At 61.8% G+C, this 23,257-nt stretch carries 28 protein-coding genes; 23 read left to right on the top strand and 5 right to left on the bottom strand.

Translation table 11 applies throughout. The features are described from left to right. Positions 1 to 92: 92 nt before the first annotated feature. The gene (locus THIVI_RS09935) at positions 93 to 863 is read right to left on the bottom strand and encodes a hypothetical protein (RefSeq protein WP_014778470.1); all 771 of its coding nucleotides are present in this window, start codon (positions 861 to 863) and stop codon (positions 93 to 95) included. A gap of 66 nt (positions 864 to 929) precedes the next feature. Between THIVI_RS09935 and THIVI_RS09930 the strand changes: the two genes are divergently transcribed. After that, positions 930 to 1,877 (top strand): hypothetical protein, encoded by a 948-nt coding sequence (locus tag THIVI_RS09930; protein ID WP_014778469.1) that lies wholly within the window; start codon positions 930 to 932, stop codon positions 1,875 to 1,877. A gap of 98 nt (positions 1,878 to 1,975) precedes the next feature. Here THIVI_RS09930 and THIVI_RS09925 read toward each other — a convergent pair whose 3' ends face one another. The 3 genes from THIVI_RS09925 to THIVI_RS09915 all read right to left on the bottom strand — a co-directional run bounded on the left by THIVI_RS09925 (position 1,976) and on the right by THIVI_RS09915 (position 5,273). After that, positions 1,976 to 3,085, bottom strand: a complete 1,110-nt coding sequence (locus THIVI_RS09925) for an IS5 family transposase (protein ID WP_041447215.1) — start codon at positions 3,083 to 3,085, stop codon at positions 1,976 to 1,978. 526 nt (positions 3,086 to 3,611) lie between these two features. Further along, positions 3,612 to 4,814 carry a TraB/GumN family protein gene (locus THIVI_RS09920; protein WP_014778468.1) on the bottom strand — a complete coding sequence of 401 codons (1,203 nt, stop codon included), beginning with the start codon at positions 4,812 to 4,814 and terminating at the stop codon, positions 3,612 to 3,614. Between the two features lie 9 nt (positions 4,815 to 4,823). Then, positions 4,824 to 5,273: a hypothetical protein gene (locus tag THIVI_RS09915; RefSeq protein ID WP_014778467.1), complete on the bottom strand. Its 450-nt coding sequence runs from the start codon at positions 5,271 to 5,273 to the stop codon at positions 4,824 to 4,826. 311 nt (positions 5,274 to 5,584) lie between these two features. Here THIVI_RS09915 and THIVI_RS09910 point away from each other — a divergent pair, with 311 nt between their 5' ends. From THIVI_RS09910 to THIVI_RS25705, 4 genes are read left to right on the top strand one after another with little or no spacing between them, the layout of a single operon-like run. Further along, entirely contained in the window at positions 5,585 to 5,776 is a 192-nt protein-coding gene (locus THIVI_RS09910) for a CopG family ribbon-helix-helix protein (RefSeq protein ID WP_014778466.1), read from the top strand. After that, on the top strand, positions 5,773 to 6,516 hold the full coding sequence (locus THIVI_RS09905; RefSeq protein ID WP_245537420.1) for a PP2C family protein-serine/threonine phosphatase: 744 nt from the start codon (positions 5,773 to 5,775) through the stop codon (positions 6,514 to 6,516). The genes THIVI_RS09910 and THIVI_RS09905 overlap by 4 nt, the downstream gene beginning before the upstream one ends. After that, a complete protein-coding gene (locus THIVI_RS25710; RefSeq protein WP_014778464.1) occupies positions 6,513 to 6,935 on the top strand; it encodes a hypothetical protein in 423 nt (140 codons plus the stop codon). Before THIVI_RS09905 ends, THIVI_RS25710 begins: the two co-directional genes overlap by 4 nt. Next, complete coding sequence (locus THIVI_RS25705) at positions 6,932 to 7,183, top strand: hypothetical protein (protein ID WP_014778463.1); 252 nt, start codon at positions 6,932 to 6,934, stop codon at positions 7,181 to 7,183. The genes THIVI_RS25710 and THIVI_RS25705 overlap by 4 nt, the downstream gene beginning before the upstream one ends. A gap of 152 nt (positions 7,184 to 7,335) precedes the next feature. On the opposite strand, the gene THIVI_RS09890 is transcribed toward THIVI_RS25705, so the two are convergent. Next, complete coding sequence (locus THIVI_RS09890; protein ID WP_083845819.1) at positions 7,336 to 8,445, bottom strand: IS5 family transposase; 1,110 nt, start codon at positions 8,443 to 8,445, stop codon at positions 7,336 to 7,338. Between the two features lie 177 nt (positions 8,446 to 8,622). On the opposite strand from THIVI_RS09890, the gene THIVI_RS09885 reads away from it, so the two are divergent. From THIVI_RS09885 to THIVI_RS09805, 18 genes are all read left to right on the top strand, one after another. Then, entirely contained in the window at positions 8,623 to 9,237 is a 615-nt protein-coding gene (locus THIVI_RS09885) for an FHA domain-containing protein (protein ID WP_014778461.1), read from the top strand. Between the two features lie 324 nt (positions 9,238 to 9,561). Then, on the top strand, positions 9,562 to 11,730 hold the full coding sequence (locus THIVI_RS22740; protein WP_014778460.1) for a serine/threonine protein kinase: 2,169 nt from the start codon (positions 9,562 to 9,564) through the stop codon (positions 11,728 to 11,730). Positions 11,731 to 11,801: 71 nt separating this feature from the next. After that, positions 11,802 to 12,725 carry an FRG domain-containing protein gene (locus THIVI_RS23635; protein WP_014778459.1) on the top strand — a complete coding sequence of 308 codons (924 nt, stop codon included), beginning with the start codon at positions 11,802 to 11,804 and terminating at the stop codon, positions 12,723 to 12,725. Positions 12,726 to 12,864: 139 nt separating this feature from the next. Continuing rightward, positions 12,865 to 14,049, top strand: coding sequence for an ISAs1 family transposase (locus THIVI_RS09875; RefSeq protein ID WP_014778458.1), 1,185 nt, complete (start codon positions 12,865 to 12,867; stop codon positions 14,047 to 14,049). Positions 14,050 to 14,269: 220 nt separating this feature from the next. Beyond that, positions 14,270 to 14,551: a toxin-antitoxin system TumE family protein gene (locus tag THIVI_RS09870; RefSeq protein WP_014778457.1), complete on the top strand. Its 282-nt coding sequence runs from the start codon at positions 14,270 to 14,272 to the stop codon at positions 14,549 to 14,551. Further along, the gene (locus tag THIVI_RS09865; protein WP_014778456.1) at positions 14,548 to 14,892 is read left to right on the top strand and encodes an HVO_A0114 family putative DNA-binding protein; all 345 of its coding nucleotides are present in this window, start codon (positions 14,548 to 14,550) and stop codon (positions 14,890 to 14,892) included. Before THIVI_RS09870 ends, THIVI_RS09865 begins: the two co-directional genes overlap by 4 nt. 224 nt (positions 14,893 to 15,116) lie before the next feature. Further along, positions 15,117 to 16,249, top strand: a protein-coding gene (locus THIVI_RS23630; protein ID WP_086013615.1) for an IS630 family transposase whose coding sequence is annotated in 2 segments (ribosomal slippage) — positions 15,117 to 15,552 and positions 15,552 to 16,249 — 1,134 coding nt in all. Because the reading frame shifts where the segments join, the coding sequence is not laid out codon by codon here. Positions 16,250 to 16,309: 60 nt separating this feature from the next. Then, complete coding sequence (locus tag THIVI_RS25320) at positions 16,310 to 16,456, top strand: type II toxin-antitoxin system HicB family antitoxin (RefSeq protein ID WP_217160979.1); 147 nt, start codon at positions 16,310 to 16,312, stop codon at positions 16,454 to 16,456. A 31-nt stretch (positions 16,457 to 16,487) separates the two neighbouring features. Further along, complete coding sequence (locus tag THIVI_RS22735; protein ID WP_041446929.1) at positions 16,488 to 16,694, top strand: type II toxin-antitoxin system HicB family antitoxin; 207 nt, start codon at positions 16,488 to 16,490, stop codon at positions 16,692 to 16,694. A gap of 8 nt (positions 16,695 to 16,702) precedes the next feature. Then, a complete protein-coding gene (locus THIVI_RS09840) occupies positions 16,703 to 17,053 on the top strand; it encodes a nucleotidyltransferase family protein (protein WP_245537419.1) in 351 nt (116 codons plus the stop codon). Continuing rightward, a complete protein-coding gene (locus THIVI_RS09835; protein WP_014778453.1) occupies positions 17,040 to 17,345 on the top strand; it encodes a HepT-like ribonuclease domain-containing protein in 306 nt (101 codons plus the stop codon). The genes THIVI_RS09840 and THIVI_RS09835 overlap by 14 nt, the downstream gene beginning before the upstream one ends. Before the next feature lie 52 nt (positions 17,346 to 17,397). Beyond that, a complete protein-coding gene (locus THIVI_RS22730; RefSeq protein WP_014778452.1) occupies positions 17,398 to 18,291 on the top strand; it encodes an N-acetylmuramoyl-L-alanine amidase in 894 nt (297 codons plus the stop codon). 163 nt (positions 18,292 to 18,454) lie between these two features. Beyond that, a complete protein-coding gene (locus THIVI_RS22725) occupies positions 18,455 to 20,050 on the top strand; it encodes an FHA domain-containing protein (RefSeq protein WP_014778451.1) in 1,596 nt (531 codons plus the stop codon). After that, positions 20,047 to 21,045 (top strand): PP2C family protein-serine/threonine phosphatase, encoded by a 999-nt coding sequence (locus THIVI_RS09820; RefSeq protein ID WP_014778450.1) that lies wholly within the window; start codon positions 20,047 to 20,049, stop codon positions 21,043 to 21,045. Before THIVI_RS22725 ends, THIVI_RS09820 begins: the two co-directional genes overlap by 4 nt. Further along, positions 21,042 to 21,455 carry an FHA domain-containing protein gene (locus tag THIVI_RS09815; RefSeq protein WP_014778449.1) on the top strand — a complete coding sequence of 138 codons (414 nt, stop codon included), beginning with the start codon at positions 21,042 to 21,044 and terminating at the stop codon, positions 21,453 to 21,455. The genes THIVI_RS09820 and THIVI_RS09815 overlap by 4 nt, the downstream gene beginning before the upstream one ends. Continuing rightward, a complete protein-coding gene (locus THIVI_RS09810; RefSeq protein ID WP_014778448.1) occupies positions 21,452 to 21,916 on the top strand; it encodes a hypothetical protein in 465 nt (154 codons plus the stop codon). The genes THIVI_RS09815 and THIVI_RS09810 overlap by 4 nt, the downstream gene beginning before the upstream one ends. Then, a complete protein-coding gene (locus THIVI_RS25700) occupies positions 21,913 to 22,065 on the top strand; it encodes a hypothetical protein (protein ID WP_245537418.1) in 153 nt (50 codons plus the stop codon). Before THIVI_RS09810 ends, THIVI_RS25700 begins: the two co-directional genes overlap by 4 nt. A gap of 246 nt (positions 22,066 to 22,311) precedes the next feature. Beyond that, positions 22,312 to 23,226 carry a methyltransferase domain-containing protein gene (locus tag THIVI_RS09805; RefSeq protein WP_014778445.1) on the top strand — a complete coding sequence of 305 codons (915 nt, stop codon included), beginning with the start codon at positions 22,312 to 22,314 and terminating at the stop codon, positions 23,224 to 23,226. Positions 23,227 to 23,257 lie beyond the last annotated feature (31 nt).

Here is a 23,257-nt window from a genome sequence, read left to right as displayed (position 1 = left end):
CCGGTTGGCTTCCGGGCGACGGGGTTCGTCAAACTTCCAGGCGGCTGGTGGGGCGTGTCGCCCGCAAGCGGGCTCCTACGATGGCGGACCGCTCAACGACGATCTTCGAGGTGGAACCCAAAGAGTTCGAGCAGGAGACCGGTCAAGGCGCCGCCGAGCAGGCCGCCCAGCAAGCCCGGCGGGATGTCATGCAGAACCTGTCCGATCGCATCCTGGGTGCTGGCATCCAGCATGGCGGAGGTGGTTCCTCCCACGATCCAGATGCTGGCGCCAACGACCGCGGCAATCAGCCCCGCCACCACGGGTGCCGACAGGCTGCCGGGCAGCCAGCCAGCGGTGCGTGTGACCAGCCAGCGCTCCGAGATCTGAAAGAAGGTGCCGACCAGGGCCACCACCCCTGCCGCCAGCACGAACATCCCGACCGCTTCGCCGGTCATCGCCAGGGCCAACGCGAGCGAACCGCCCGCCAGCAAGCCAGCGACGAGCCCGGTCAGGGTCTCGGCGAGCGGTTGGCTGCCGCCTTTCACCATCCAGGCGTAGAAGCTACCCGCCACGATACCGGCGCTTCCGGCAATGCCGACGATCATGAATAATTCGATTTCTTGATCGGTCGCAATCAAATAGCCGATCGAGGACAAAACACCGGCCATGGCGCCTACCAGCGCGACGGGCATCGCGCTATAAAAGGCCGCTGTCGTCATGGCCGCCGCCGCTGCGGCCACGATCAAGGGTTGCCAGCCCGAGAGACCAAGAACCTGTAGAACCTGATGGAGACCGGCGAAGAGGGCTCCGAATAAAGCCCCGGCAAAGCCCCACACAAACAGTGTCATCACAACGGCGGCAAACTGATCCTTGGTGCGCATTCTTCTTTTTCCACTCATTCTACCCTTGGTGGTCATAGTCTAGCCTTTCTCGGGATGCCAGCGGATATGTATCAACCACCAGTCAATGGCAGCAGGCGCAGGATCAAAGGCGTCGAGCGCGTCTTTTACGATGGGTATTGGATCAAATATTACGAGCCGCCGCAGGATAGCTTCGAGGTCAGGCGGCATCTGGTTCAGGCGTTGACACGTCGTTTATTCAATCATGTCGAACACGGGATCAACATTCCGGGTGTGCGGCTCAAGGAAGCGCGCGCCGCCTACGAATCCGAAAACGATACTGCACGCAAACGGGTCAATGGCGCCATGCTCGCCGGTGCGCTGTTCAATCGTGCCGCGGATATTTTCCACTGTCTGGTGGATCTCCAGACCGCCGGGGTCGAGATTACCCCTGACCACGCGCTGATGCGAGAGTGCGGACAATGCCTGCTGGATGCGCTGGAACTCGGCAAGATGGTGCGTCACCGCGGTGGCGACGAAGGTATCGACGAGCTTTGGGGCGAGCCGTTCAAGGCGTTTTCCATGCCGATCAAGGATTTCTATGCGAGCCGCTATCTGAAGATCGCCATGACCATGCACGCGGTCGACCGCATTGCGGCCGCGCTGAAAGATACCTTCGCGGACAGCCAGCAAATCACTGACAGCGACACCCGTCTCGACGAACTCGCCGAGGCAGCCAAGCGCAAATGCGAAACCCTCCGCACCGATCCGGCGGTGTTCGATGTCTGGCCAGCGTATGTCGTGGCGAGCGAACGGTTACGCCGTCTCGATCCCAGGCTCCCGAGCGTCCCCACCGCCACGGACATCCGGGAGGCGCTGGAAGGCATCGGTCTGTTACGCGAGGGGGCCGATCTCATCTGTTTCATCGTGCGCGCCCGTGTGCCGATGCCCAAGAGTACCCACGAATTCATCGATCGCTGCCAACAGTATCGCCGGACTTTTTTCGAACCGGAAACGATTCTGCCCAGCGGCAGCCTGGAGGCGATTTCGGCATAGACCGGAACCGCCAGCCCTCCCGCGCGCACGGCAACTGCTATTCACTTAGGTGATTTACGGGAATTACTTTACCGATCACTTAGAGGGTGTAGACAAAATCAAACCGTTGTGGTCAACCGCCGCAGCAGGATGCGCGCCTCCGCCAGCCAAACCCAGGTTTCGGAGACCGCTGGCAGACGGTCATGATGCATGATCAATCGACGGGCACGCTCATTCCACGCATGGGTGCGCTCGACAACCCAGCGCTTCGGCAGCGGAACGAAGCCGTCGGCGTTGGCGATCACCACTCGGTCAGGCGCCCCGTCCACGTGCCAGGAGCCAACGCTTTTGTTGGCTGGATGGCGCACGACTTCCACGCGGATCGCGTGGGTCTGCTCGGTGGTTTGGGCAAATTGACCGGCGTAGGCGCTATCGACAAACAGCGTGTTGATCTGGGGGTACTTGGCGGCCGCGTCAGCGACGGCGCCCGAGGCGGCATCGCGGTCCTGAAGATTGGCCGCGACCACGCTCACCGCCAACACGAACCCCAAGGTATCGACCACCAGGCTGCGCTTGCGCCCCTTGACCTGCTTGCCCGCATCAAAGCCGCTCGGTCCACCCTGCGGCGAGCCGCGGGTCGATTGCGCATCCAGCACCGCCGCCGTCGGCGCGATCTCACGCCCCTCGCGTTCGCGCCATTGCCCCCGCAGTCGATCATGCATCTGCTCAAACTTCCCAGCCGCACTCCAACGGCGAAACGTCTTGTAGACATTCTGCCAAGGCGCGAAATCGTGCGGCAGCATCCGCCACGCGCACCCCGTGCGCACCACGTAGCAACACGCCTCCAGGATGCTCCGGCGCGACACGCGGGGCGGTTGACCCCGCCCGCCCGGCATCTCAAAGAGAGCGGCGACCAAGTCCCACTCCGCATCGGTCAGACAACTTGGGTAGCTTTGGTCGGGGTCGTGGCGACGATGCGCATCCGTATACCCATACCGACGCGGCGTTGCGCGCGCTTGCGCCTCGAGACCACTCTCGCCCCGGAGGCGCGTGACGCCCGCCTCCCGCAAGGACTTGCGAATCGTTGCTTCATGAGCCTCGATTCCCGTCCGTGCCGCGAGTTCCCGGGCAATCTCTGACAGCGTGGAGGTCGGGCGATCCGTGACAATTTGACGCAATACCGCTTGCTCCGCCTCGTGAATCTTGGGGGGACGACCAGCTTTCGACATCAGCGCACACCAGCTCAGTTGTAGACTGGTATACAAATAGCAGCTCAATTATTTTTGTCTACACCCTCTGACAGCGTGGAGGTCGGGCGATCCGTGACAATTTGACGCAATACCGCTTGCTCCGCCTCGTGAATCTTGGGGGGACGACCAGCTTTCGACATCAGCGCACACCAGCTCAGTTGTAGACTGGTATACAAATAGCAGCTCAATTATTTTTGTCTACACCCTCTTAGGTGATTTACGGGAATGACTTTACCGATTTCCGTTCGTCCTGAGTCCTGATCTCTTCGGCTTCGCTCAGGACAGGCTTGCCGAAGGGTCGAAGCCTGTCATGAGCTTGTCGAATGGGACGGGCGGAAATCGCGCTCCGAGGCCGACATTGCATCCGTTCATGGTTCGACCCTTCGGCTGCGCTCAGGACTCACCACGAACGGATGCAATGTCACTACGAAAGTGGGTATGAGCTTTTCCGGAAATCGACTTAATGGCAGTGTCGCGCGCGACGGGAGGACAAATCGATTCCACGTCAGGATGACGAGAGCAGGAGTTTTTCCGCGATCCGAAAACCCGCCACATAGGTTCCGGCGGCCGCGCCCAGATTGCTCAGCAGAAAGACGACCAAAATCCGGGAGACCCGATTGCGCCACCAGCCAGTCCATTTCGCGACATCCGCGCGTAGCCGACCGAAATCGCCGACGCTGGGCTTGCGCAGATAGAGTTCCACCGCGCCCGTGACCATCCCGGCGCCAATGGCTGGATTCAGGGTGGTCAGCGGCGCGGCCAGGAAGGCCGACAGAATCGTGAGCGGATGTCCCGCCGCGATGAGCGTGCCGAGCGCCGACAAGCCGCCAGTGATCAACGTCCAGGTGATCACTAACTCCCAACCAAGATCGGGGTTCATCGCGAAACCCCAGGCGAATCCACCCAGAATGAAGACCAGCACGGCCCATGCCGCCACCTTGGGCCAGCGGCTGGGCGGTGGGATCCGCTCAAGCTCGGCAAGGATGGGGCCAGGTTCCGCGCGATCCTGCTCCAGCGCGTCGGCAATTCCCTTGAGATGCCCGGCGCCGACCACCACCAGCACCCGTCTGACGTCCAGTTGCGCCACATCCAGCCGCAGCTTGGCGGCCATATAGCGATCCCGTTCCTCGATCAGCGGCACGAACAGGTCTTTGCGATCCGTGGCGAATTCGGCAAACGTGGTTTCCAGCACATCGCCTTCCTTGAGTCGCTCCACCTCTTCTTCGGTCACCTCATTCGAGTTCAACATGGCCCCAAGCAGACCGGCAAAGAGCGAAGAACGCTTCCACCAGCCGAGATTGGCCGAGATCCGCTTCAGCGTCATGCCGATTTCGCGGTCGATCAACAGAATCGGCAACGCGCGCTCCTTCGCCAGCCGAATGGCCATGCGCTGTTCCGCGCCAGGTTCGATGCCGAATTGATCGGCGAGCCGTTGCTGATAGGCCGATAAGGCCAGGCTGGCGACCACCATATAGACACGGTTCTGGCGGATGACGGAGAAGAGATCCATCTGGGCGAGCGACCGCGGATCCATCAAGGCGTTGAAGCGACTCCGGCACAGTTCGACCGCCACGGCGTCATAGTCGCCAGTCTGGAGCATCCGCTCGACCTGCTCGGCACTGGCGCGCGACACATGGGCGGTCCCGAGCAGGGTCGCTTGGACCCGATCCAGGACGATCTCGCGGCAGGGTTCTGGTGACTCGATCATAGGAATTGGCTATTCGTCGAACGTGGGCAGACCGGATTGCAGCCACCAGGAATCCAGCTTCTCGTCCCAGCGCCAGAGCTGGCGGTCGGAGAGGCGCTTGACGACTTGCCGATCTTCGTGAAGGTACTCGATCGTGACGATCTGCGTCGCGCTGTCCTTGTCCTGCAGCGTGGGCGGCTGGACGACATCATAGCCGGTGAGACGCAGTCCATTAAACCGATCGTTCAAAGGCTTATCCTTTCGCAGGTCCGGATGTACGAAACCATAGGCGGTTTCGTAGTATCCCCAGCGCAGCGCGGATTGATAGCCGTGGGTTGCGGCCTGCAGGCCGATGGCCCGTTTATCCTTTTCCACCGTACCGCAGCCAGTCAGCAGGAAGGCGGCGACAATCGCGCACCAGAGACCGGGCGAGCGCGCCGACCGGAAGGCATGCGTTGGTTGACGCGTCGAAATCCCCATGGGAGCGATCCTGGGCGGGTTTCTTGAGAGTTGTCGCGATGATACGGCATCCAGGCGCGGCGACCAACGCGCGATGCCCCGATGCCGCCATTCTCAGTATGGCTTGACGTTTGCCGTCTCCCGAAGCCGTTATCCTGAAGCCGTTCGTGGTTCGACCCTTCGACGGGCTCAGGATTTACCACGAACGGCTTAACTTAATGGCAGTGTTGCTCTGCCCGGAAAGCCGGATCGTGGGCGATGACGCTTCTTGATTTCTCTTCCGCTATGCTGCGCATGCGCGTGCATCCAAAGCAATCACACCGAGGTGCGACATGGCCGAAACCAGCATGACCATCCGAACCGATCATGACCTGATCGACAAGGTCGCCGCCCTCGCAACCGCCATGGATCGTTCGCGCCATTGGATCATCGAAGAGGCGCGTCGGCAGGCTGTCGAGGCACAGGCATGGCAGGGCGAGAGCGTCTATTGCTCCGCCAGCGCATGGCCGGAGTCCTTCGCGTGATCCCATTCAGATTCCAAACCGCGACCCTCAGCCACCCCGGAGCGCGCGCGAACAACGAGGATGTCCGCGGCCATCGCGACGGCTGTTGGGTGGTCGCCGACGGTTTGGGCGGACACGGCGGCGGCGAGGTCGCGGCCCAACTCGCGGTAGACAGCCTGCTCGCGACCGTCGATCCGGCCGCGCCCCTGTCCGCCGAGTCCCTGATGCAGGCGCTGACGACGGCAACCCAGGCCATTCACGCGCGCCAGCGAACCGAGCCGCGTCTGTCCGGAATGCGCACCACCGTGGTGATGCTCGTCAGCGACGGAACGCAAGCGCTGTGGGCGCATCTGGGCGACAGCCGGCTATACGGGTTTCGCGCGGGTCGGATCGTCGTTCAGACCGCCGATCATAGCGTCCCGCAGGCGCTGGTCCGAGCTGGCGAACTGGCGCCCGAGGCGATCCGTTTTCATGAAGACCGTAACCGTTTGTTGCGGACCCTGGGCGACGATAAACCGCTGCGCCCCACCCTGACCGAGACGCCCTGGCGGCTCCAGGCGGGCGATGCCTTTCTGTTGTGCACCGATGGCTTCTGGGAGTCGGTCACCGAGGCCGAAATGGAGATCGCGCTCGCCAAGTCCGCCGATCCCGCGCATTGGCTGGCGCTTCTGGAACGCGGCCTGCAACGTCAGGCCCGCGCCGATCAGGACAACTACAGCGCCATCGCCCTGTTCGTCGAGTCCGCTGGGTCCGCGCCATGAGGCGGCGCAGTCGCGAGATCAACGTCTTCAATCTCTCGATGCTCGATGTCATCGCCGGGGCGATGGCCGCCTTCCTCATCCTCATGGTCATCCTGCTGCCCTATTACGACAAGGACGCCATCGACCAGCAGGCCGTCATCGCCGAACTGCGCCAGACCCTCGCCCAACGACAGACCGCGCTCCAGGCGGCGCAATCCGAGGCGGATGCCGCCCGCGCGCTGGCCCAGGAGTCCGACACCGAGACCGCGCGTCAGCGGCAACGCGCCGAGTCCCTGGCCCAGCAGCTCGCCCGGACTTTTCTGGTGCTCTATGTGCGTTGGGATACCTTCGACGATGTCGATCTGCATGTCGTCGATCCCAGCGGGACCGAGTTCTGGTGGAATGAACACAAAACCCTTCCGGGACGCCCGGCGAATTGAGCGAGGACGCCATCATCGGCCCCGCCAACGAAGTCTGGGAGATTCGCGACGCCCCGCCGGGCGAGTATCGGATCGAGGTCGAACTGTTCGCGATCCGCGACGCCCGCAAGCCGGTGGTCGTCAAGGGACGCCTGTTCCATCGCGACGGCAGCGACGTCTTTGACGAGATCCGGCTTGAGCGTCTCAAGCAGCGCGCACGCATCGCGACCATTCGGGTGGATGAAGCGGGGCGGGTGAGCGTTCGTTGATGGGGTTGTTGGGAAAGCTCATGCCAAGATTGCATCCGTTCGTGGTGAGTCCTGAGCGGAGCCGAAGGGTCGAACCATGAACGGATGCAATGCCGGCCTCGGAGCGCGATTTTCCGTCCGCCCTTCGACCTGCTCAGAGGGTGTAGACAAAATCAAACCGTTGTGGTCAACCGCCGCAGCAGGATGCGCGCCTCCGCCAGCCAAACCCAGGTTTCGGAGACCGCTGGCAGACGGTCATGATGCATGATCAATCGACGGGCACGCTCATTCCACGCATGGGTGCGCTCGACAACCCAGCGCTTCGGCAGCGGAACGAAGCCGTCGGCGTTGGCGATCACCACTCGGTCAGGCGCCCCGTCCACGTGCCAGGAGCCAATGCTTTTGTTGGCTGGATGGCGCACGACTTCCACGCGGATCGCGTGGGTCTGCTCGGTGGTTTGGGCAAATTGACCGGCGTAGGCGCTATCGACAAACAGCGTGTTGATCTGGGGGTACTTGGCGGCCGCGTCAGCGACGGCGCCCGAGGCGGCATCGCGGTCCTGAAGATTGGCCGCGACCACGCTCACCGCCAACACGAACCCCAAGGTATCGACCACCAGGCTGCGCTTGCGCCCCTTGACCTGCTTGCCCGCATCAAAGCCGCTCGGTCCACCCTGCGGCGAGCCGCGGGTCGATTGCGCATCCAGCACCGCCGCCGTCGGCGCGATCTCACGCCCCTCGCGTTCGCGCCATTGCCCCCGCAGTCGATCATGCATCTGCTCAAACTTCCCAGCCGCACTCCAACGGCGAAACGTCTTGTAGACATTCTGCCAAGGCGCGAAATCGTGCGGCAGCATCCGCCACGCGCACCCCGTGCGCACCACGTAGCAACACGCCTCCAGGATGCTCCGGCGCGACACGCGGGGCGGTTGACCCCGCCCGCCCGGCATCTCAAAGAGAGCGGCGACCAAGTCCCGCTCCGCATCGGTCAGACAACTTGGGTAGCTTTGGTCGGGGTCGTGGCGACGATGCGCATCCGTATACCCATACCGACGCGGCGTTGCGCGCGCTTGCGCCTCGAGACCACTCTCGCCCCGGAGGCGCGTGACGCCCGCCTCCCGCAAGGACTTGCGAATCGTTGCTTCATGAGCCTCGATTCCCGTCCGTGCCGCGAGTTCCCGGGCAATCTCTGACAGCGTGGAGGTCGGGCGATCCGTGACAATTTGACGCAATACCGCTTGCTCCGCCTCGTGAATCTTGGGGGGACGACCAGCTTTCGACATCAGCGCACACCAGCTCAGTTGTAGACTGGTATACAAATAGCAGCTCAATTATTTTTGTCTACACCCTCTCAGGACGAACGGAAAATCGGTAAAGTCTTTCACCTAAATCGCCTAAATCGCCTAATGCGGTTGAAGGTTTAACGGCTATTCGTGGAAATCGCACTGAAGGAAAAACTGATGAGCATGGTGTCTTGCGGGAACGGTCATTTTTACAACGACGAAGAGCACTCAAGTTGCCCCTTTTGCGGCGTGGGTCTGGAACTGCACGCCACCCGTCCGCTGGCGGGGGAGGGCGGCAGCCCGCGACCAGTCGCCGAGAGCGGTCACACCCGCGCCGCTGGCACCCCACCGCCCGCCGGACTGGGACGAGACGCGGGCGAGACCCGCCATGTCTGGGCCGGGCGCATGGGCGGCGTCGATCCGGTGGTCGGCTGGCTGGTGTGCGTCGCCGGCCCCGAGCGCGGTCGGGATTATCGACTCCACACCGAACGCAACTTCATCGGTCGTTCGCCAACGATGGATGTCGCCATCACCGGCGATGCCACCATCAGCCGCGAGAATCACGCCATCGTCAGCTATAACCCCAAGCGCCACACCTTCCGACTCGCCCCCGGCGACAGTCGCGGACTGGTCTATCTGAACGAGGAGGAAGTGATCGCCCCGGTCGAACTGGCGCCCTATGACCTGATCGAGCTGGGTGAAACCAAACTGCTGTTCGTGCCCTTCTGCGGCGAGCGGTTTGTCTGGCCGGTAGACGCTCCCGCCTCCCCGGATCAGCACGGGACTCGCTGATCGACGCGTCGAGAGATGCCTAAACTCGATGAATCCAACCATTATCAATAGCCTGATTTCACCGACGCGGCTGCAGCCGTTCTCGTTTTGGCGTCATCCGCCATCGTAGGAGCCCGCTTGCGGGCGACATGACCTGCCAAAAGCCTTTGGGTCCACCTACCCCCGTCGCCCGCAAGCAAATGCAGCAGGCCCGCAAGTCGCCCGCAAGCGGGCTCCTACGTCAAAATGAGAATGGCTGACTCAGCTTCGCGCCGGATCCCTCCAATCATCCTGTGTGCTACAGTCTCGGCGCCGACCGATTCGAGTCTTCGCGGAGTACGCTTCATGGATGCCCACGCCGAGCCCCACTGTCCCTCCTGTTTCAGTGCAACGACCGCCAAACCCTGTCCAACCTGCGGCTGGCAACCCGGCGCGGAAAACCCGCCCCCGGCGCTCGCGCTCGGCACGCGGCTCGACGGACGCTACCGCCTCGGTCGGGTACTCGGGCACGGCGGCTTCGGCATCACCTATCTGGTCTGGGACGAGAATCTGCAACTGCGTCTCGCGATCAAGGAATACCTGCCGCGCGACAGCGCCAGCCGCGCGCCCGATGGGGTGAGCCTCGCCGTCTATTCCGGCCCGGCCGCCGAGCAGTTCGCTTACGGACTTGAGCGGTTTCTGGAAGAGGCGCGCGCCCTGGCGCGTTTCGATCAGCATCCCGGCATCGTCACCGTCAAGAGCTTCTTCCGCGCCCACGGCACCGGCTACAGCGTGATGGATTACGTCGAGGGACTGACGCTCAAGCAGTATCTCGAACAACAACCGGGCGGACGGCTGCCGTTCGACCAAGCGTTACGACTGTTGCTCCCGATCCTGGACGCCCTGCGCGCAGTGCATCAGGAAGGACTGCTGCATCGCGACATCGCCCCCGACAACATCTATGTCAGCGCCAACGGGCGGATCAAGCTGCTCGACTTCGGCGCCGCGCGCTTTGCCGCCGGCGAGCACAGCAAAAGCCTCTCGGTCATCCTCAAACCCGGTTATGCCCCGGAAGAGCAATATCGGACCAAAGGCAAGCAAGGCCCCTGGACCGATGTCTACAGCCTCGCCGCGACGCTGTATCGCGCCGTCACCGGCATCCTCCCGCCCGAGGCGCTGGATCGGGTGGAACTGGATGAGTTGATTCCGCCCTCGCGGTTGGGGATTGCGATCACGCCGGCGCAGGAGGCGGTGTTGTTCAAGGCGCTGGCGGTGCGGGCGGGGGAACGGTATCCGAGCGTGGCGGCGTTGCAGGAGGCGTGGCGGGAGGCTGAAACGCCCGCGCAGCCGACCGAACAGCCAATGCCAGCGCCATCGAGCGTGTCGCAAGCCAAAGCGGCAGCCGATCAATCATCCTCACCAGTCAAACCCCGTTCCCGGATGTTGACGGCCGTCTTGTTCATCGCGCTGTTAGCGATGCTGGGGTTTGGCATGATTGTGTTGATTCCTCCCCCGTTGGAGCCGACATTGCCGCCGCTGGCTGTTCAACCTCCGCCGGTCGCGCATCCCGAACCGCAATCCTCACTGATGAGCGAAAGCGATGGTCGGGCGGATCAATTGGCCGAGCGCCAACGGCAGCAGCGGGGAGAACAGAACCGACTGGCCGAGCAAAAAGCCGCTCGTGGTCGAGAAATCGCCGCGTTGGAACAGCGGTTTAACGCCCATTTGGCAAGCAATGCGTTAACGATGAGTCCGGATGGCGAGTACGCGCTGAGGGTTTTGCAGCAAGTTCTCGACAAAGTGGAACCCGATGAACGCTGGCCTTGGAATGGAGAAGAACGTGATTCTCATGGTATTGAAAACGATGCGCGGCGCAGGATCGTGGACCGCTTTTTAACCAAAATAGATGTCAGCATTGAGAATGGCGATGTAGAAGAAGCTGAAAAATTTATTGAGGTGCTCTACCGCCTAAATATCGAAAACGAACAAGTTGATCTGAGAAAGAAAAAACTGAAAAATCTGAAATTAAAAAAAGAAGATTATAAGAAAAAGGCTGTTGCTACAATAAAAGCGCTTGAAGATCAGCTCCGATGCATTAAGCCTCCAGACCCAGCAAAAGCTATCAGGATAATGTTAAGGAACGGTTTTATTAAGCATTCCGTTTGGCATGATGACGAATTAGCTCAAACCCCTTTTAGCCCTGATGGTATACCGGTGTTCGAGCCAACGATTGATATGAAAGTATATGGTCAAAAAGTCATGTATATATCGGGTTGGGCGCGTGACAAAGACGGGGAGGCGCGATATCCGTTTGCGAGAGGACCTGGAACTGCTCCGAGCGTATTTATATCTATATTATTAGATGCCAGCATTGATGATGTAAGCTATACTCCTGTTAAAATCAGAAACAATGATGGAAAGATCATCGCTCGGTCAACAATCCATTCTTCTTCAGATTATGGAATGTGGCCAAGATCAGAAAAGGGTAAAGTTGAAATTGAGTGCGAAAATACAACAGATCTTTATGTGTACTGATTCTCTGCGCGGAGCGTCTGCCAGAAAATTTTGCAGGTAACAAAAAGTAAAACCATTAACGGAAGTGTTATATGGCACCTTGGTACGAGCAGAAATTTAGTACGGCAGATGAATTGGTATGGTTTTTTCAGAACAATAAATTTTTCCGCACCAACCTTATTTGGGAAGCAAATGGAACTGGCAGAAACGGTTATATTTTCAGAGGACAAGCAGACGCGAAATGGAAGCTGACGCCTGCTGTGTTTCGAGAAAATGTTCGATTAGAGGATTTTGCTCCCCAGCTACCTTCTGTGCATGACAAAACGATGATACGGCTTGGGACTCATATGCATGCGGAACTTAGATCAGTTTTTATATTCTTAGAAACGGCAGACAAACTTGGAATTGAGACGCCAATTAATTATTCAAAAATCGAAGGTCGCCATAAAATAACAAATAGCGTTCTAGCTAATAATGATTGTAGCTTGATAGAAGATTTTCCAAACAATGAAGCACTGGAAGAGATGGCCTTGGCACAGCATCATGGAGTGCCAACTCGTCTTCTTGACTGGACAGAATCACCGTTAATTGCTTGTTTTTTTGCGGCGCTGGAAGCGTCAAGCATAACGCCGGAAAAGGATCGAATGAAATCAGAATATATAGCTGTATTTTGCCTTGACACGCGCCATTTCTCTAAGTCAAATCAAATAGTGAAGGTTAATGCGCCGCGACATAGAAATAATTTTCTTCTTGTGCAGCAGGGCGTCTTTACGCATTTGCCGGAAGCTAACACTTATTTTTCAAAAAATGAAAAATGGCCTTCGATAGAGGATGTTGTAGAACAAGCAAAGGAATTAAAAGGATCACTCAAGAAATTTTTACTTCCCGCAGCCGAGGCAGATAATATGTTAAGGATCTTGTTCGACTATGGGATTTCTTCCTATCAATTGATGCCGACGCTTGACAATGTTGCTAAAGCTTATTTATATAGGTCAATTTTATTTAAGAAAAAATAGATGGCTCCATCGGTCTGAATCGCGACGAAACAGCCAGGTAGCCAGGGCAATCGCATCAACGCATTAGCGCATACTGTTAGACAATCCGTACTGCGGCCCCAATGATTTGAGTCTTTAGAATCTTGGGGAGATCTCGCCGATGTGCGACTTGAGTGTGGAGCGATCGATTGCGCACCATTTTGCCCCGCTGGACGAGCCGCGCAGCGCGATCCAACGACGGCACCTCTTAAGTGAGATGATCGTGATCACCATCGCGGCGTCCTTCAGTGGCGCCGACGGTTGGGTGGGTGTCGAGACGTTCGGACAGGCCAAGGAGGCGTGGCTGCGCACGTTTCTGAAACTGCCCGCGGGCATTCCGTCGCACGACACCTTCGGGCGGGTGTTTGCGCTCATCGATCCCGCACAGTTTGCCGCCTGCTTTCGCCAATGGAGCGCGTCGGTGGCCGAACTGATCCCCGAAGAGATCATTGCCGTCGATGGCAAGACCCTGCGCCGCTCCCACAGCCGCGGCAAGGGCTTGGCGGCGTTGCACCTGGTCAGTGCCTGGGCGACGGCCAATCGGGTGGTGCTCGGACAGGTCGCCACCGACGCCAAATCCAATGAGATCACGGCCATTCCACGTCTGCTGGAGTGGCTGAAGCTGGAGGGCTGCATCGTCACCATCGACGCCATGGGCTGCCAGACCAAGATTGCCGCGCAGATCATCCACCAGGGAGGGGACTATGTGCTCGCGCTCAAAGGCAACCAGGAAACGCTGGCCGCCGAGGTCGAGGAGGCGTTCATCGACGCCGACGCCAGAGGCTACGCCGGTGTCGATTCGGCATTCCTCGAAACCGTCGAGCGAGGGCATGGTCGTCTCGAAACCCGTCGCTACCAAACCTTGGGCGATCTTTCCGGCGTGCCGCACAGCGCCTCGTGGGAGGCAATGAACATGATCGGCATGGTTGAATCGCGCCGTGAGGTCGCCGGCAAGGTCTCGGTCGAGACCCGCTATTTCATTGGCAGCGTCGGCACCAGCGCCGCGCGCTTTGCCCACGCAGTACGCGGTCACTGGGGCATCGAAAACGGGTTGCATTGGAATCTCGATATCGCCTTTCGTGAGGATGAGTGCCGTGTCCGCGATCCGGTGGCGCGCGAGAATCTTGCCGTCCTGCGTCACCTCGCCCTCTCGCGCCTCAAGAATGACGGCACCAAGCTCGGCATCCAGAACAAACGCTTGAAAGCCGGTTGGGACGAGTCCTACCTGTCGAAATTGCTCTTCGAGTCGCCTCAGAGGAAGGGCGACGCTGATACATCGGTACCCGCTAATGTTAGCAGCGCTTGATGCGATTGCCCTGGCCAGGTAGCCAGGTAGTACCTTCTTCGGCTGACCAACCGCACAAACGCTGGTTGCCAACACCTCACCGCCCCGCTTCGTGATGAAACGAGGCGGTTTTTTCGATACGCCGAATGGTATGCGGTGCATACCCTACTTTGGCTCAGATGGCGACTGGCCGTGAAACAAATCGGTTGCATGCCGGAAATCCACCGTTAAGATTCAAGGCATGAAAGCCAAGCCACTCACGAATCGTTGTGAACGTCGTGACGACGGTAGCCGAGTGCATCTCGTGATCTGGGAGACGCCCGAGCCGGTTCCCCCTTGCCAACATCGCTTTAAATACCGGCTTGCCTATGTGATCGATGGCGTTTGCGTGGTGCGCGATGACAATGAACGTGGCAAGGGGGATCACCGACACCTTGGCGATTGTGAAGAACCCTATGATTTTACGACCCCGGAGCGTCTGATCGCGGACTTCCGGGCGGATGTGTCGAGGTGGATCAAATGAAGGCGATTATCGAGATTGCGCATGCAGGCAGGGTATTCGATGCGGCCCTGGCCGATCTGGCGGCGGGCGGCAACGCAGACTATGTTCTCAGCTTTGAGTCAGCACACACATTATTTTCTGACATCACGCCAGTGCGCCTGGATCTGCTCAATGCGCTGGCGCGTCTCGGACCATGCCGCGTCGAGGCGCTGGCGCAGGCAATCAGGCGCAGCGAGTCCAGTGTGCAGTCGGATAGCCGGCGTTTGGTCGAGCTTGGCTTGATTGAGCGAGGGGATGACGGCAGGCTTCAAGTGCCGTTCGAGACGCTGGAAATTCACATGACGTTGGCGAGCGCAGCTTAGCCGGGTAGCCGGCAAGCCGGGGACGCATCGCGTATCTTTCACCCTCTCAAACGGCATGGATGCCGCTTGGACAAACGGATTGGCCGATCGAACCGCCACGTTGCTTCCCGGAACGCGGCGGTTTTTCGATGCGCCGAATGATACTACTACCTCTTTCCGCTTAATCTTGCGCAGATATGATCGTAGGAGTATTTCTTAAGGCTGGTTATCAAGAGAGACTCCCTATGGTCAAGTATGTTGTGCGGCTCACCGAGGAGGAGCGAACGGCACTGACGGAGGTGATCGGCAAAGGCAAGGCAGCGGCCCGAAAGATCAAACATGCGAACGTCCTGCTCAAGCTCGATGCCGGTGGGCCCGGTTGGAGCGATGCGCAAGCCGCAGACGCCTTCGACTGCAGCGCGCGCACGGTCTTCAGCATCCGACAACGCTTTGTCGAGGCCGGCTTGGAGGCGGCGCTGGAGCGCAAGAAGCGCGAGCACCCGCCGCGTGAACGACTTCTGGACGGGGACGGCGAGGCACAACTGGTGCGCCTCGCCTGCTCCGCACCGCCTGAAGGACAGGCACGCTGGACCCTCACGCTCTTGGCCGAAAGCCTCGTCGAGTTGCAGGTCGTGGAGACGATCTCGCCGCAAACCGTCATGCGTACGCTCAAAAAAACGTTCTGAAACCGCACCTGCGCACGTGCTGGGTGATTCCGCCCGAGCACAATGCCGAGTTCGTGGCCTGCATGGAAGACGTTCTGGAGGTCTATCGCCGTCCCGATGATCCGCAGCGCCCGGTGATCTGCCTCGACGAGCAGCCGACACAGCTGATCGGCGAAACCCGCACGCCGATTCCGCTGCAACCCGGCCAAGCACAACGCTACGACTACGAATACGAACGCATCGGCACCGCCAACAACTTCATGATCGTCGAGCCACTGGCTGGCTGGCGCAAGGTCAGCGTCCGCGCCACCAAGACCGCGCTTGATCTCGCCAATGAGCTCAAGGAGCTGCTGGACGTCGATTACCCTAAGGCTGAAAAGGTCGTTCTGGTTTGGGACAATCTCAACACCCATGCGCCGGCGTCGCTGTACAAAGCCTTTCCGCCGCAGGAGGCGCGTCGACTCTTGGACCGCCTGGAGATCCACTACACCCCCAAACACGGCAGCTGGCTCGACATCGCCGAGATCGAGCTCAGCGTCTTCACCAAGCAGTGTCTCGATCGGCGCATCGACAACATCGACACCCTGCGCAGCGAGGCCAAGGCTTGGGAGGATCGCCGCAATGCTTCCGGGGCTGTTGTCGACTGGCAGTTCACGACCGACAATGCACGCATCAAGCTCAAACGCCTATATCCGCAACTTAATGAGGAATGAGGTACTACCCGGCTAACCCGGCTAACCCGGCTAACCCGGTAGGAACGCATGAAATTCATCATGGCCATTGAACCCGGCACATCGACGACGGCTTTCGGTGTGGTGGTGCCGGATCTGCCCGGCTGCTTCTCGGCTGGCGACACGCTGGATGAGGCGGTCGATCAGGCGCGGGAGGCGATCGATCTTCTGGTGCGAGACCGTCATTGAAGACGGCGGCGATCTGCCAATTCCGAAGACTTTGGCGGAACATCAGGCGAATCCCGATTTCGCGGGTTGGGTTTGGGCCGTGGTCGAGGTGCCGGTCGAGCGTTATTTCGGACCGGCCGAAAAGCTCAATATCACCTTGCCGCGCTTGTTGCTGGCGAAGATCGACGACGACGCGAAGGCGCACGGGGCGACGCGCTCCGGCTTTCTGGCGGAGGCGGCGCGGGCGGCCATGCGATAGGTCGATCGTTGTGGGAGCCAGATTGCAACAACCAATCATCAAGAGAGCCGGTGATGCACGCTGCCTTGAATCTCGATGAAGACACCCTCGCTGACTTCTGCAAACGGCATCGCATTCGCCGTTTGTCGCTGTTCGGCTCGCACTTGAAGGGCGCGGCGCGACCGGATAGAGACCTTGATCTGTTGGTTGAATTCGAGCCGCAACAGGTTCCGGGCTTGCTGGGAATTGCCGGCATGGAAATCGAATTATCGGAGATGCTGGGTGGCCGAGAGGTCGATCTGCGCACGGCGGGCGATTTGTCGCGCTATTTCCGGGACGAGGTATTGCGCACGGCCGAGGTGCAATATGCTCGCTCATGATCGCGTCCATCTGCGTCATAGGATCGAGGCGGCGGAAGAGGCGCGGCGGTTTGTCGCCGGACGCCAACGATCGGAACTGGACACCGACCGGATGCTGCTGTTTGCGCTGGTGCGTGCCGTCGAGATCATCGGCGAAGCAGCCAGTCAGGTGTCGGATGAAACCCGAAGCGTTGCTTGGGGCATTCCCTGGAAGGCCATCGTTGGGATGCGCAATCGCCTGATACATGCCTATTTCGACGTGGATGCGGAGTTCTCTGGGTGGCTGCAACGGTGGAGATTCCCGCGTTGCTGATACAACTGAAGGCACTCGCCAAGGTGCCGTAGAGCCATCATGATCCCGGAACATGCGGATTCCTCCTTACGCACTCTTTCTGCTCATGACCGCCGCCATCCAGGCCGAGGCGGCGCCGTGTGAGGTGCCGGTCTCGGGACCGCCGCGGGCGGAACCGGTCCGGCAGGTGGTGATTCACGCGACGGGCGGGCCGGATTGCGATCCTGCCCGCCGTTTTCGCGGCGGTACCCTGGACGGCATCGTGGCGCACTTTCTGCGCCATCAGGGCACGATCAGCATCCATTATGTGATCGGCCGGGACGGCAGCGTGGTGAGCATGGTGCCGGAGTCGCGGGTGGCTCATCATGTGCGCGGTCGGAATGCGGATTCGATCGGCATCGAACTCGTCAACGATGGGGACGGTCTGGATCCGTTTCCGGACGCGCAGATCGCGGCGCTTGCCAGCGTCTTGCGGGGGATTCTGGATCGGCATGGATTGCGGTTTTCCAGCGTCAAATCGCACGCGGAACTGGATACTTCGTCCCTGACCTGTGAGGGCCAGCGGATCAAGCGCAAGCAGGATCCAGGGGCGGCGTTTCCCTGGAGCCCGCTGCAACGTGCGGTCGAGTCGCGCACGGTGGAGGTGCCGACCGTGCGAAAGGAGGAGCGCGCAACCGCCCCGGACGAGGCGGCAAGCCAACGGAATCAGCGTCAAGAAGAACTCCGCGAGCGGCTCAGGCAAAACGCGCTGGATCAGGAGGACGCACGAACGGCGCTCCGTTTGAGCCGACAGCAACGCGCGCGAGACCCGGAAGCCGCCGCCCTGGCGATGCGGCAGGGAGCCGACCAAATCGGCTCCATGGAAGAGGCGATCAGCCAACTGGAGCAACGTGAAAAGGAACTGCGAGCGGAACTCAAGGCGATCGGGCAGGCGCGGGAACGCGCGACCGTCGACGACTCGCGCTGAAGGCGGTTTCCGGGAAAGTTTCTAACGGAATCAAGGCATTAAATGGGCAGGATTCACAGGATTTTTCAAGATTAACAGCCTCTCCGTGGGTCGGTTGTTTTTAGGAAATCACCTGAAGCCCCGGAACCAGCCTAACCCCGCACACCAGCAGGAGCACGATGTGATGTCTTGGTTACCCTGGCGGTTACTCGCCCTGTCCGCCGTTCTGGGCGCCACGTTGGCCGTCCACGCCGGCCCGCCAGCGGCGATCGCTATTTCGCAGGCACTGGCCGAGGGCACGGCGGTCACCGCCTATGTCGCGATCCGCGACGAGTCGGGCGAGCCGGTCAGCGGTATCGAGGCCGGACAACTGCACGCGACCCTGGGAACCCAGGTGGCGGAGGTGACCTCCGTCACGCCCTTTGCCGCGACCGGCGAAGGGGTGCTCTATGTCTTTCTGGTGGATGTTTCGCGCTCGCTCGATGCGGCCCAGTTCGCGCGGATCCAACAGGCCCTGCGAGACTGGATCGCGGCGCTCGGCGAGCCGGATCGGGCAGCGCTCCTGACCTTCGGGGAGAATGTGCGCACCGCGGTTGCACCGACCGCCGACCGTGCCGCGCTGATCGCCGCCATCGCAACCCTGGCCCCGATGGACCTGCGGACCGCGCTGCATCAGGCGCTGGCACAGGGTTTGGCGCTCGGGCGTCAACAGGGGGAGGGTCTGCCCTCCCGGCGCGCGCTAGTGATCCTGAGCGATGGCATTGACGATGCGCCGGGCGGGATGACGGCGGAAGAGGTCGAGACCCAAGTCGCCGAGGGCGCGGTGCCGATCTATGCCATCGGCTTAAGCCGGGTGCGCGAGCGCGCGGCGCGGGAGTTGGGGCTGGCGGCGCTGGGACGTTTCGCGCGACGCTCGGGCGGGATGTTCAGCGACGCGGGCGCGACGGATCCGGGCGCGGCCTATGCGACGATGCGCGAGCGGATTCGGACGGTCGAGCGGATCGAGGTGCGCTGTGCGAGCTGTGTGGCCGATGGCAACCGCTATCGTCTGCGCATCGGTCTGACCCAGGCCGGTCTGACGCTGAACGATGGAGTGGACGTGCGGCTGTATCCAGTCGTGATGCCAGCGCCGGTCGCGCCGGTTCCGGTTGCGCCGACGCCAGCGATCCCGCCAGACGCGGCGGCCAGCGAGGAGCCGCCGACCGCGCCTGACCCCGTCGCGGCAGCGCCCGCCGATCCCGCCCGCGTGCTCGCCGGGCTGTTGGCGTCTTGGTGGCCGGGTCTGGCGGGCGTGCTGGTCGTCGCGCTCTTTGGCGGCTGGCTGTTCCGGCGGCGTCGTCGCGTCGCGCCAGACACGAACGACATCCCCGCCGTCGCTCCCAAGACCCTGGCGCCGAACGTCTTGCCCATCGACAATCTCGCTCCCACATCCTCTGCCCGGCCCGAGCCGGCGCAACAATCGCCCGCCACCGGCCCAGCATTGATCCTGACATTCATGAACGGCGCGCGGCGGGGCGAGACGGTGCGACTCGTCCTGAACCCGGCGGCGCTGATCGGGCGCGCCGGGGCCTGCTCGCTGAGGCTGGCCGAGGACGATGAGGTGTCGACGCAGCATGCGCGTTTGAGCCTGCAGGGCCGGCAGGCGATCCTTGAGGATCTCGGTTCCACCAATCAGACCTGGCTCAACGGCGTGCCGTTGTCCGCGCCGCATCCGGTGCGCGACGGCGATGTGCTGCGCGTCGGTCAGACCGAGCTGCGTCTCGGCGGGAGCGGGCGTTGAGTAGGCTGACCTTGCAGCCGGGCAATGCCCAATGGATCGGCACGCGCCCGGAGCAACAGGACGCCTTCGGCTTTGCCGGGTGTTCGGCCCAGGGCGCCAATCCGCCGGGCGGGGTGCTGGTGGTTCTGGCCGATGGCATGGGCGGTCTGCGCGAGGGGCGCGCGGCGAGTCAACTGGCGGTCAAAACGATGCTGGAGACTTATGCCGCCCAGCCGCCCGCCACGCCGGTTCCCGAGGCGCTGGCGCTTGCATTGCGGGCGGCGAATCGGGCGGTTTACGCACTGGCCGAGACAACGGCGGGCGTGGGACAGGTCGGCACCACGCTGGTCGCGGCGGCGGTGCGCGACGCACAACTCTTCTGGATCGGCGTCGGCGACAGCCGGTTGTATCGCTATCGCGCCGCCGACGGTTCGCTCACGCCCTGTACCGAGGATCACACCCTCGCCAACGAACTCTGGCCGCAAGTCGTCGCCGGGACGCTGGACGCGGATGATCTCGCGAGCCATCCCGACCGCGACGCGCTGACCAGCTTTCTGGGACTGGCCGAGATTCCGCTGGTGGACGCCAGTTGTCGGCCCCTGACCCTGCAACCGGGCGACCGCCTGCTGTTGTGCAGCGACGGGGTCGATGGCGTGCTGTCGCGCGACGCGCTGAAACGCCCACTGGCCGCCGCTCCGCAACACGCCGCCGAGACCTTGATCGCCGCGCTGCGAGAACGGGCGCTGACGCATCAGGACAACGCCACGGTCGCGGTGCTGGCCTGCGAGGCGTCCCGTGAGACATCGTCGATGGCGTCGTTGACGAGCCGTCCGTCGCGTGGCGTTCGGGTCGCGGTCCTGTCGGCGGTTCTGCTGCTGACGCTTGGCGCCGCCGCCTGGTTCGGTCTGTCGGGATGGTGGGATCGGCCGCCCGAGGATGTGCCGTCGTCGGTGACGCGCCCCCTTCCGCCGCCCGCCGAGGATCAACCGGGCGTGCCCGCGCCGGAGACGACATGAACGCACCGCCACACAAGTTCACCATCGGGCGGGATGCGCACTGCGATGTCCCGCTCGCGGACGACTCGGTGAGCGCGCGCCATGCCGAATTGAGCGTCTCCGCCCCCGGCACGTTGCTGCTGACCGATTGCAAGAGCACCAACGGCACCTTTCTGATCGGCGCCGACGGTCTCGCGCGCAAGATCCGACAGGAACTGGTCTCGCCACTGGATCGCGCGCGGTTCGGCGCGGTCACCTTGGAAATCCGCGATCTGCTGGAGGCATTCGGTCGCCGGTTTCCCGACCGCGTGGCGCCGTTTCTGCCCGGCGTGGACGCCGTTCAACCCTGGGTGCGGGGGCGGCAACTGATCCGCTGCGTCTGCGGCAGCGTGAAATCCGCCGACGCGCCTTGTCCGGAGTGCGGTCGATGAGCGTGCTTCGTGAAATCCTGTGGGAGCGGCCTCGACGCGCGCGGATCTTCCTCGTCGCGATCGCGCTGGCCGGGATGTTCGTCGCCCTGCTCACGCTGGTTCTACCGGCGGGCAGTCCAGCCGCCGTGCTGTGGCTCGATCATCACGCGATCCCGCCGTCGAATTATCCCTTTCTCTATCCCTTCACGATCCAGAATCTCACGCACCTGATCCTCTTCATCGGCCTGGGCGAGAGCTTCTGCCGCTGGCGCAGCGCGGTCCGCGAGCGCGCCATGCTCGCGGAAGGACTGCTGCCGCAGGCGTATGAAGTCGTCCTCCAGGCGCATGACCTGCCGCCGATCCGCGCCCGTGTCGCCCAGCGTCACGATGGCGAGCAGGGGTTTCTGCCCGGACTGATTGACCTGTGCATCCTGCAATTCCAGGCCAGCCGCTCGGCGAGATCGCCCGCGCGCTGGGCGTGAGTTTCAACACCACGCTGGTCGCCCTGGCCGAAAGCGCAGCGCTGGTGCTGCTGCTCCATCTGGTGCAGGCACAAGAAGAACTGGCCGTCAATCAGGCCGGACATTACACCCTGATCAATCTGATCAATCGGTTGTATGCGGGGCGGTAGGCTTGGCGGCACTGCCCGAAACGCGGATCGTCCGCGCCGTCGGCGACGCGACACCTGATCGCGACAGGCGCAACAGGACTGTCGTCCGTACCGGTTGGTCCTTGCAATTCCGTCGGACGAGACGGATCTATCCGCAATGCTCGCCGCCAGGAAACCGGGCGCGCGGCCACTGCTCTATCGCCGCCGCGGGACGTACCGCGAACCGCCGGTGGAATCGCCCGCCGAACTCTGACCCGGATCGCACTCATGTCGACATCCATTCCAACGACCGGCGCGTCGCGCGACCGCCTCGGCTATTTCAACTGGCTCTACAATCCCTTCCAGCGTCTGAAGGTGACCGAGGTTTACGATCTGCTGGGGACCGACGTGGCGACCGAGAACGCCTTTTATCTCAATCTTGGGTACTGGAACGAAGGCGCCCTGGCGGACGGCCGCTCGCTCGACGACGCCTGTCAGGCGCTGGCGGCGCTGGTGGCGGACAGTGCCGGGATGGGGCCGGGGGACCGGGTGCTCGATGTCGGGTTCGGGTTCGCCGATCAGGATCTGTTCTGGCTCGATGCCTATCGTCCGGACGGCATCGTCGGCTTGAATGTCACCGCCTCTCAGGTGGAGGTGGCGCGCCGACGGGTTCGCGAGGCCGGTCTGGAGGATCGTATCGATCTGCGGTTGGGGTCGGCCACCGCGATGCCGCTGGAAGACGCCTCGGTCGATAAGGTGGTGGCGCTGGAATGCGCCTTTCATTTCGAGACCCGCGAACGCTTTTTCCAGGAGGCGATGCGGGTTTTGCGCCCCGGCGGGCGGCTGGTGCTGGCCGACATCATCCCCATGCCGACCGAATCCGGCTGGCGGGCGCGATTGGCGCAACTCTGGTCCTGGCGGCAGGTCGCGCGCAAATTCGCGATCCCGGCGGGCAATGTCTATCCGCTCCCCGAGTATGTGGCGAAGCTCAGGGCCGCTGGATTCGAGAACGTGCGGGTAGAGTCCATCCGCGAGCGGGTCTATGCGCCCTTGCATGAGTACCTGCGCCGTCACCCCGAGGCAGTCGCGCGTTTGCATCCGTCGACCCGTCTGCCGATCGCGCTGGCGCTCAAACTTGACGCGCGCACGGTTTATCGCGGGCTCGACTATGTGCTGACGGTGGCCGACAAGCCATCGGCCTGAATCCAGCCGTTTGAATCGCGAAGGCGCAAAG

The organism is Thiocystis violascens DSM 198, assembly GCF_000227745.2.
Taxonomy (GTDB): domain Bacteria; phylum Pseudomonadota; class Gammaproteobacteria; order Chromatiales; family Chromatiaceae; genus Chromatium; species Chromatium violascens.
The sequence above is the reverse complement of the archived record's forward strand: the minus strand, read 5'-3'. Positions and strand labels throughout refer to the sequence as shown.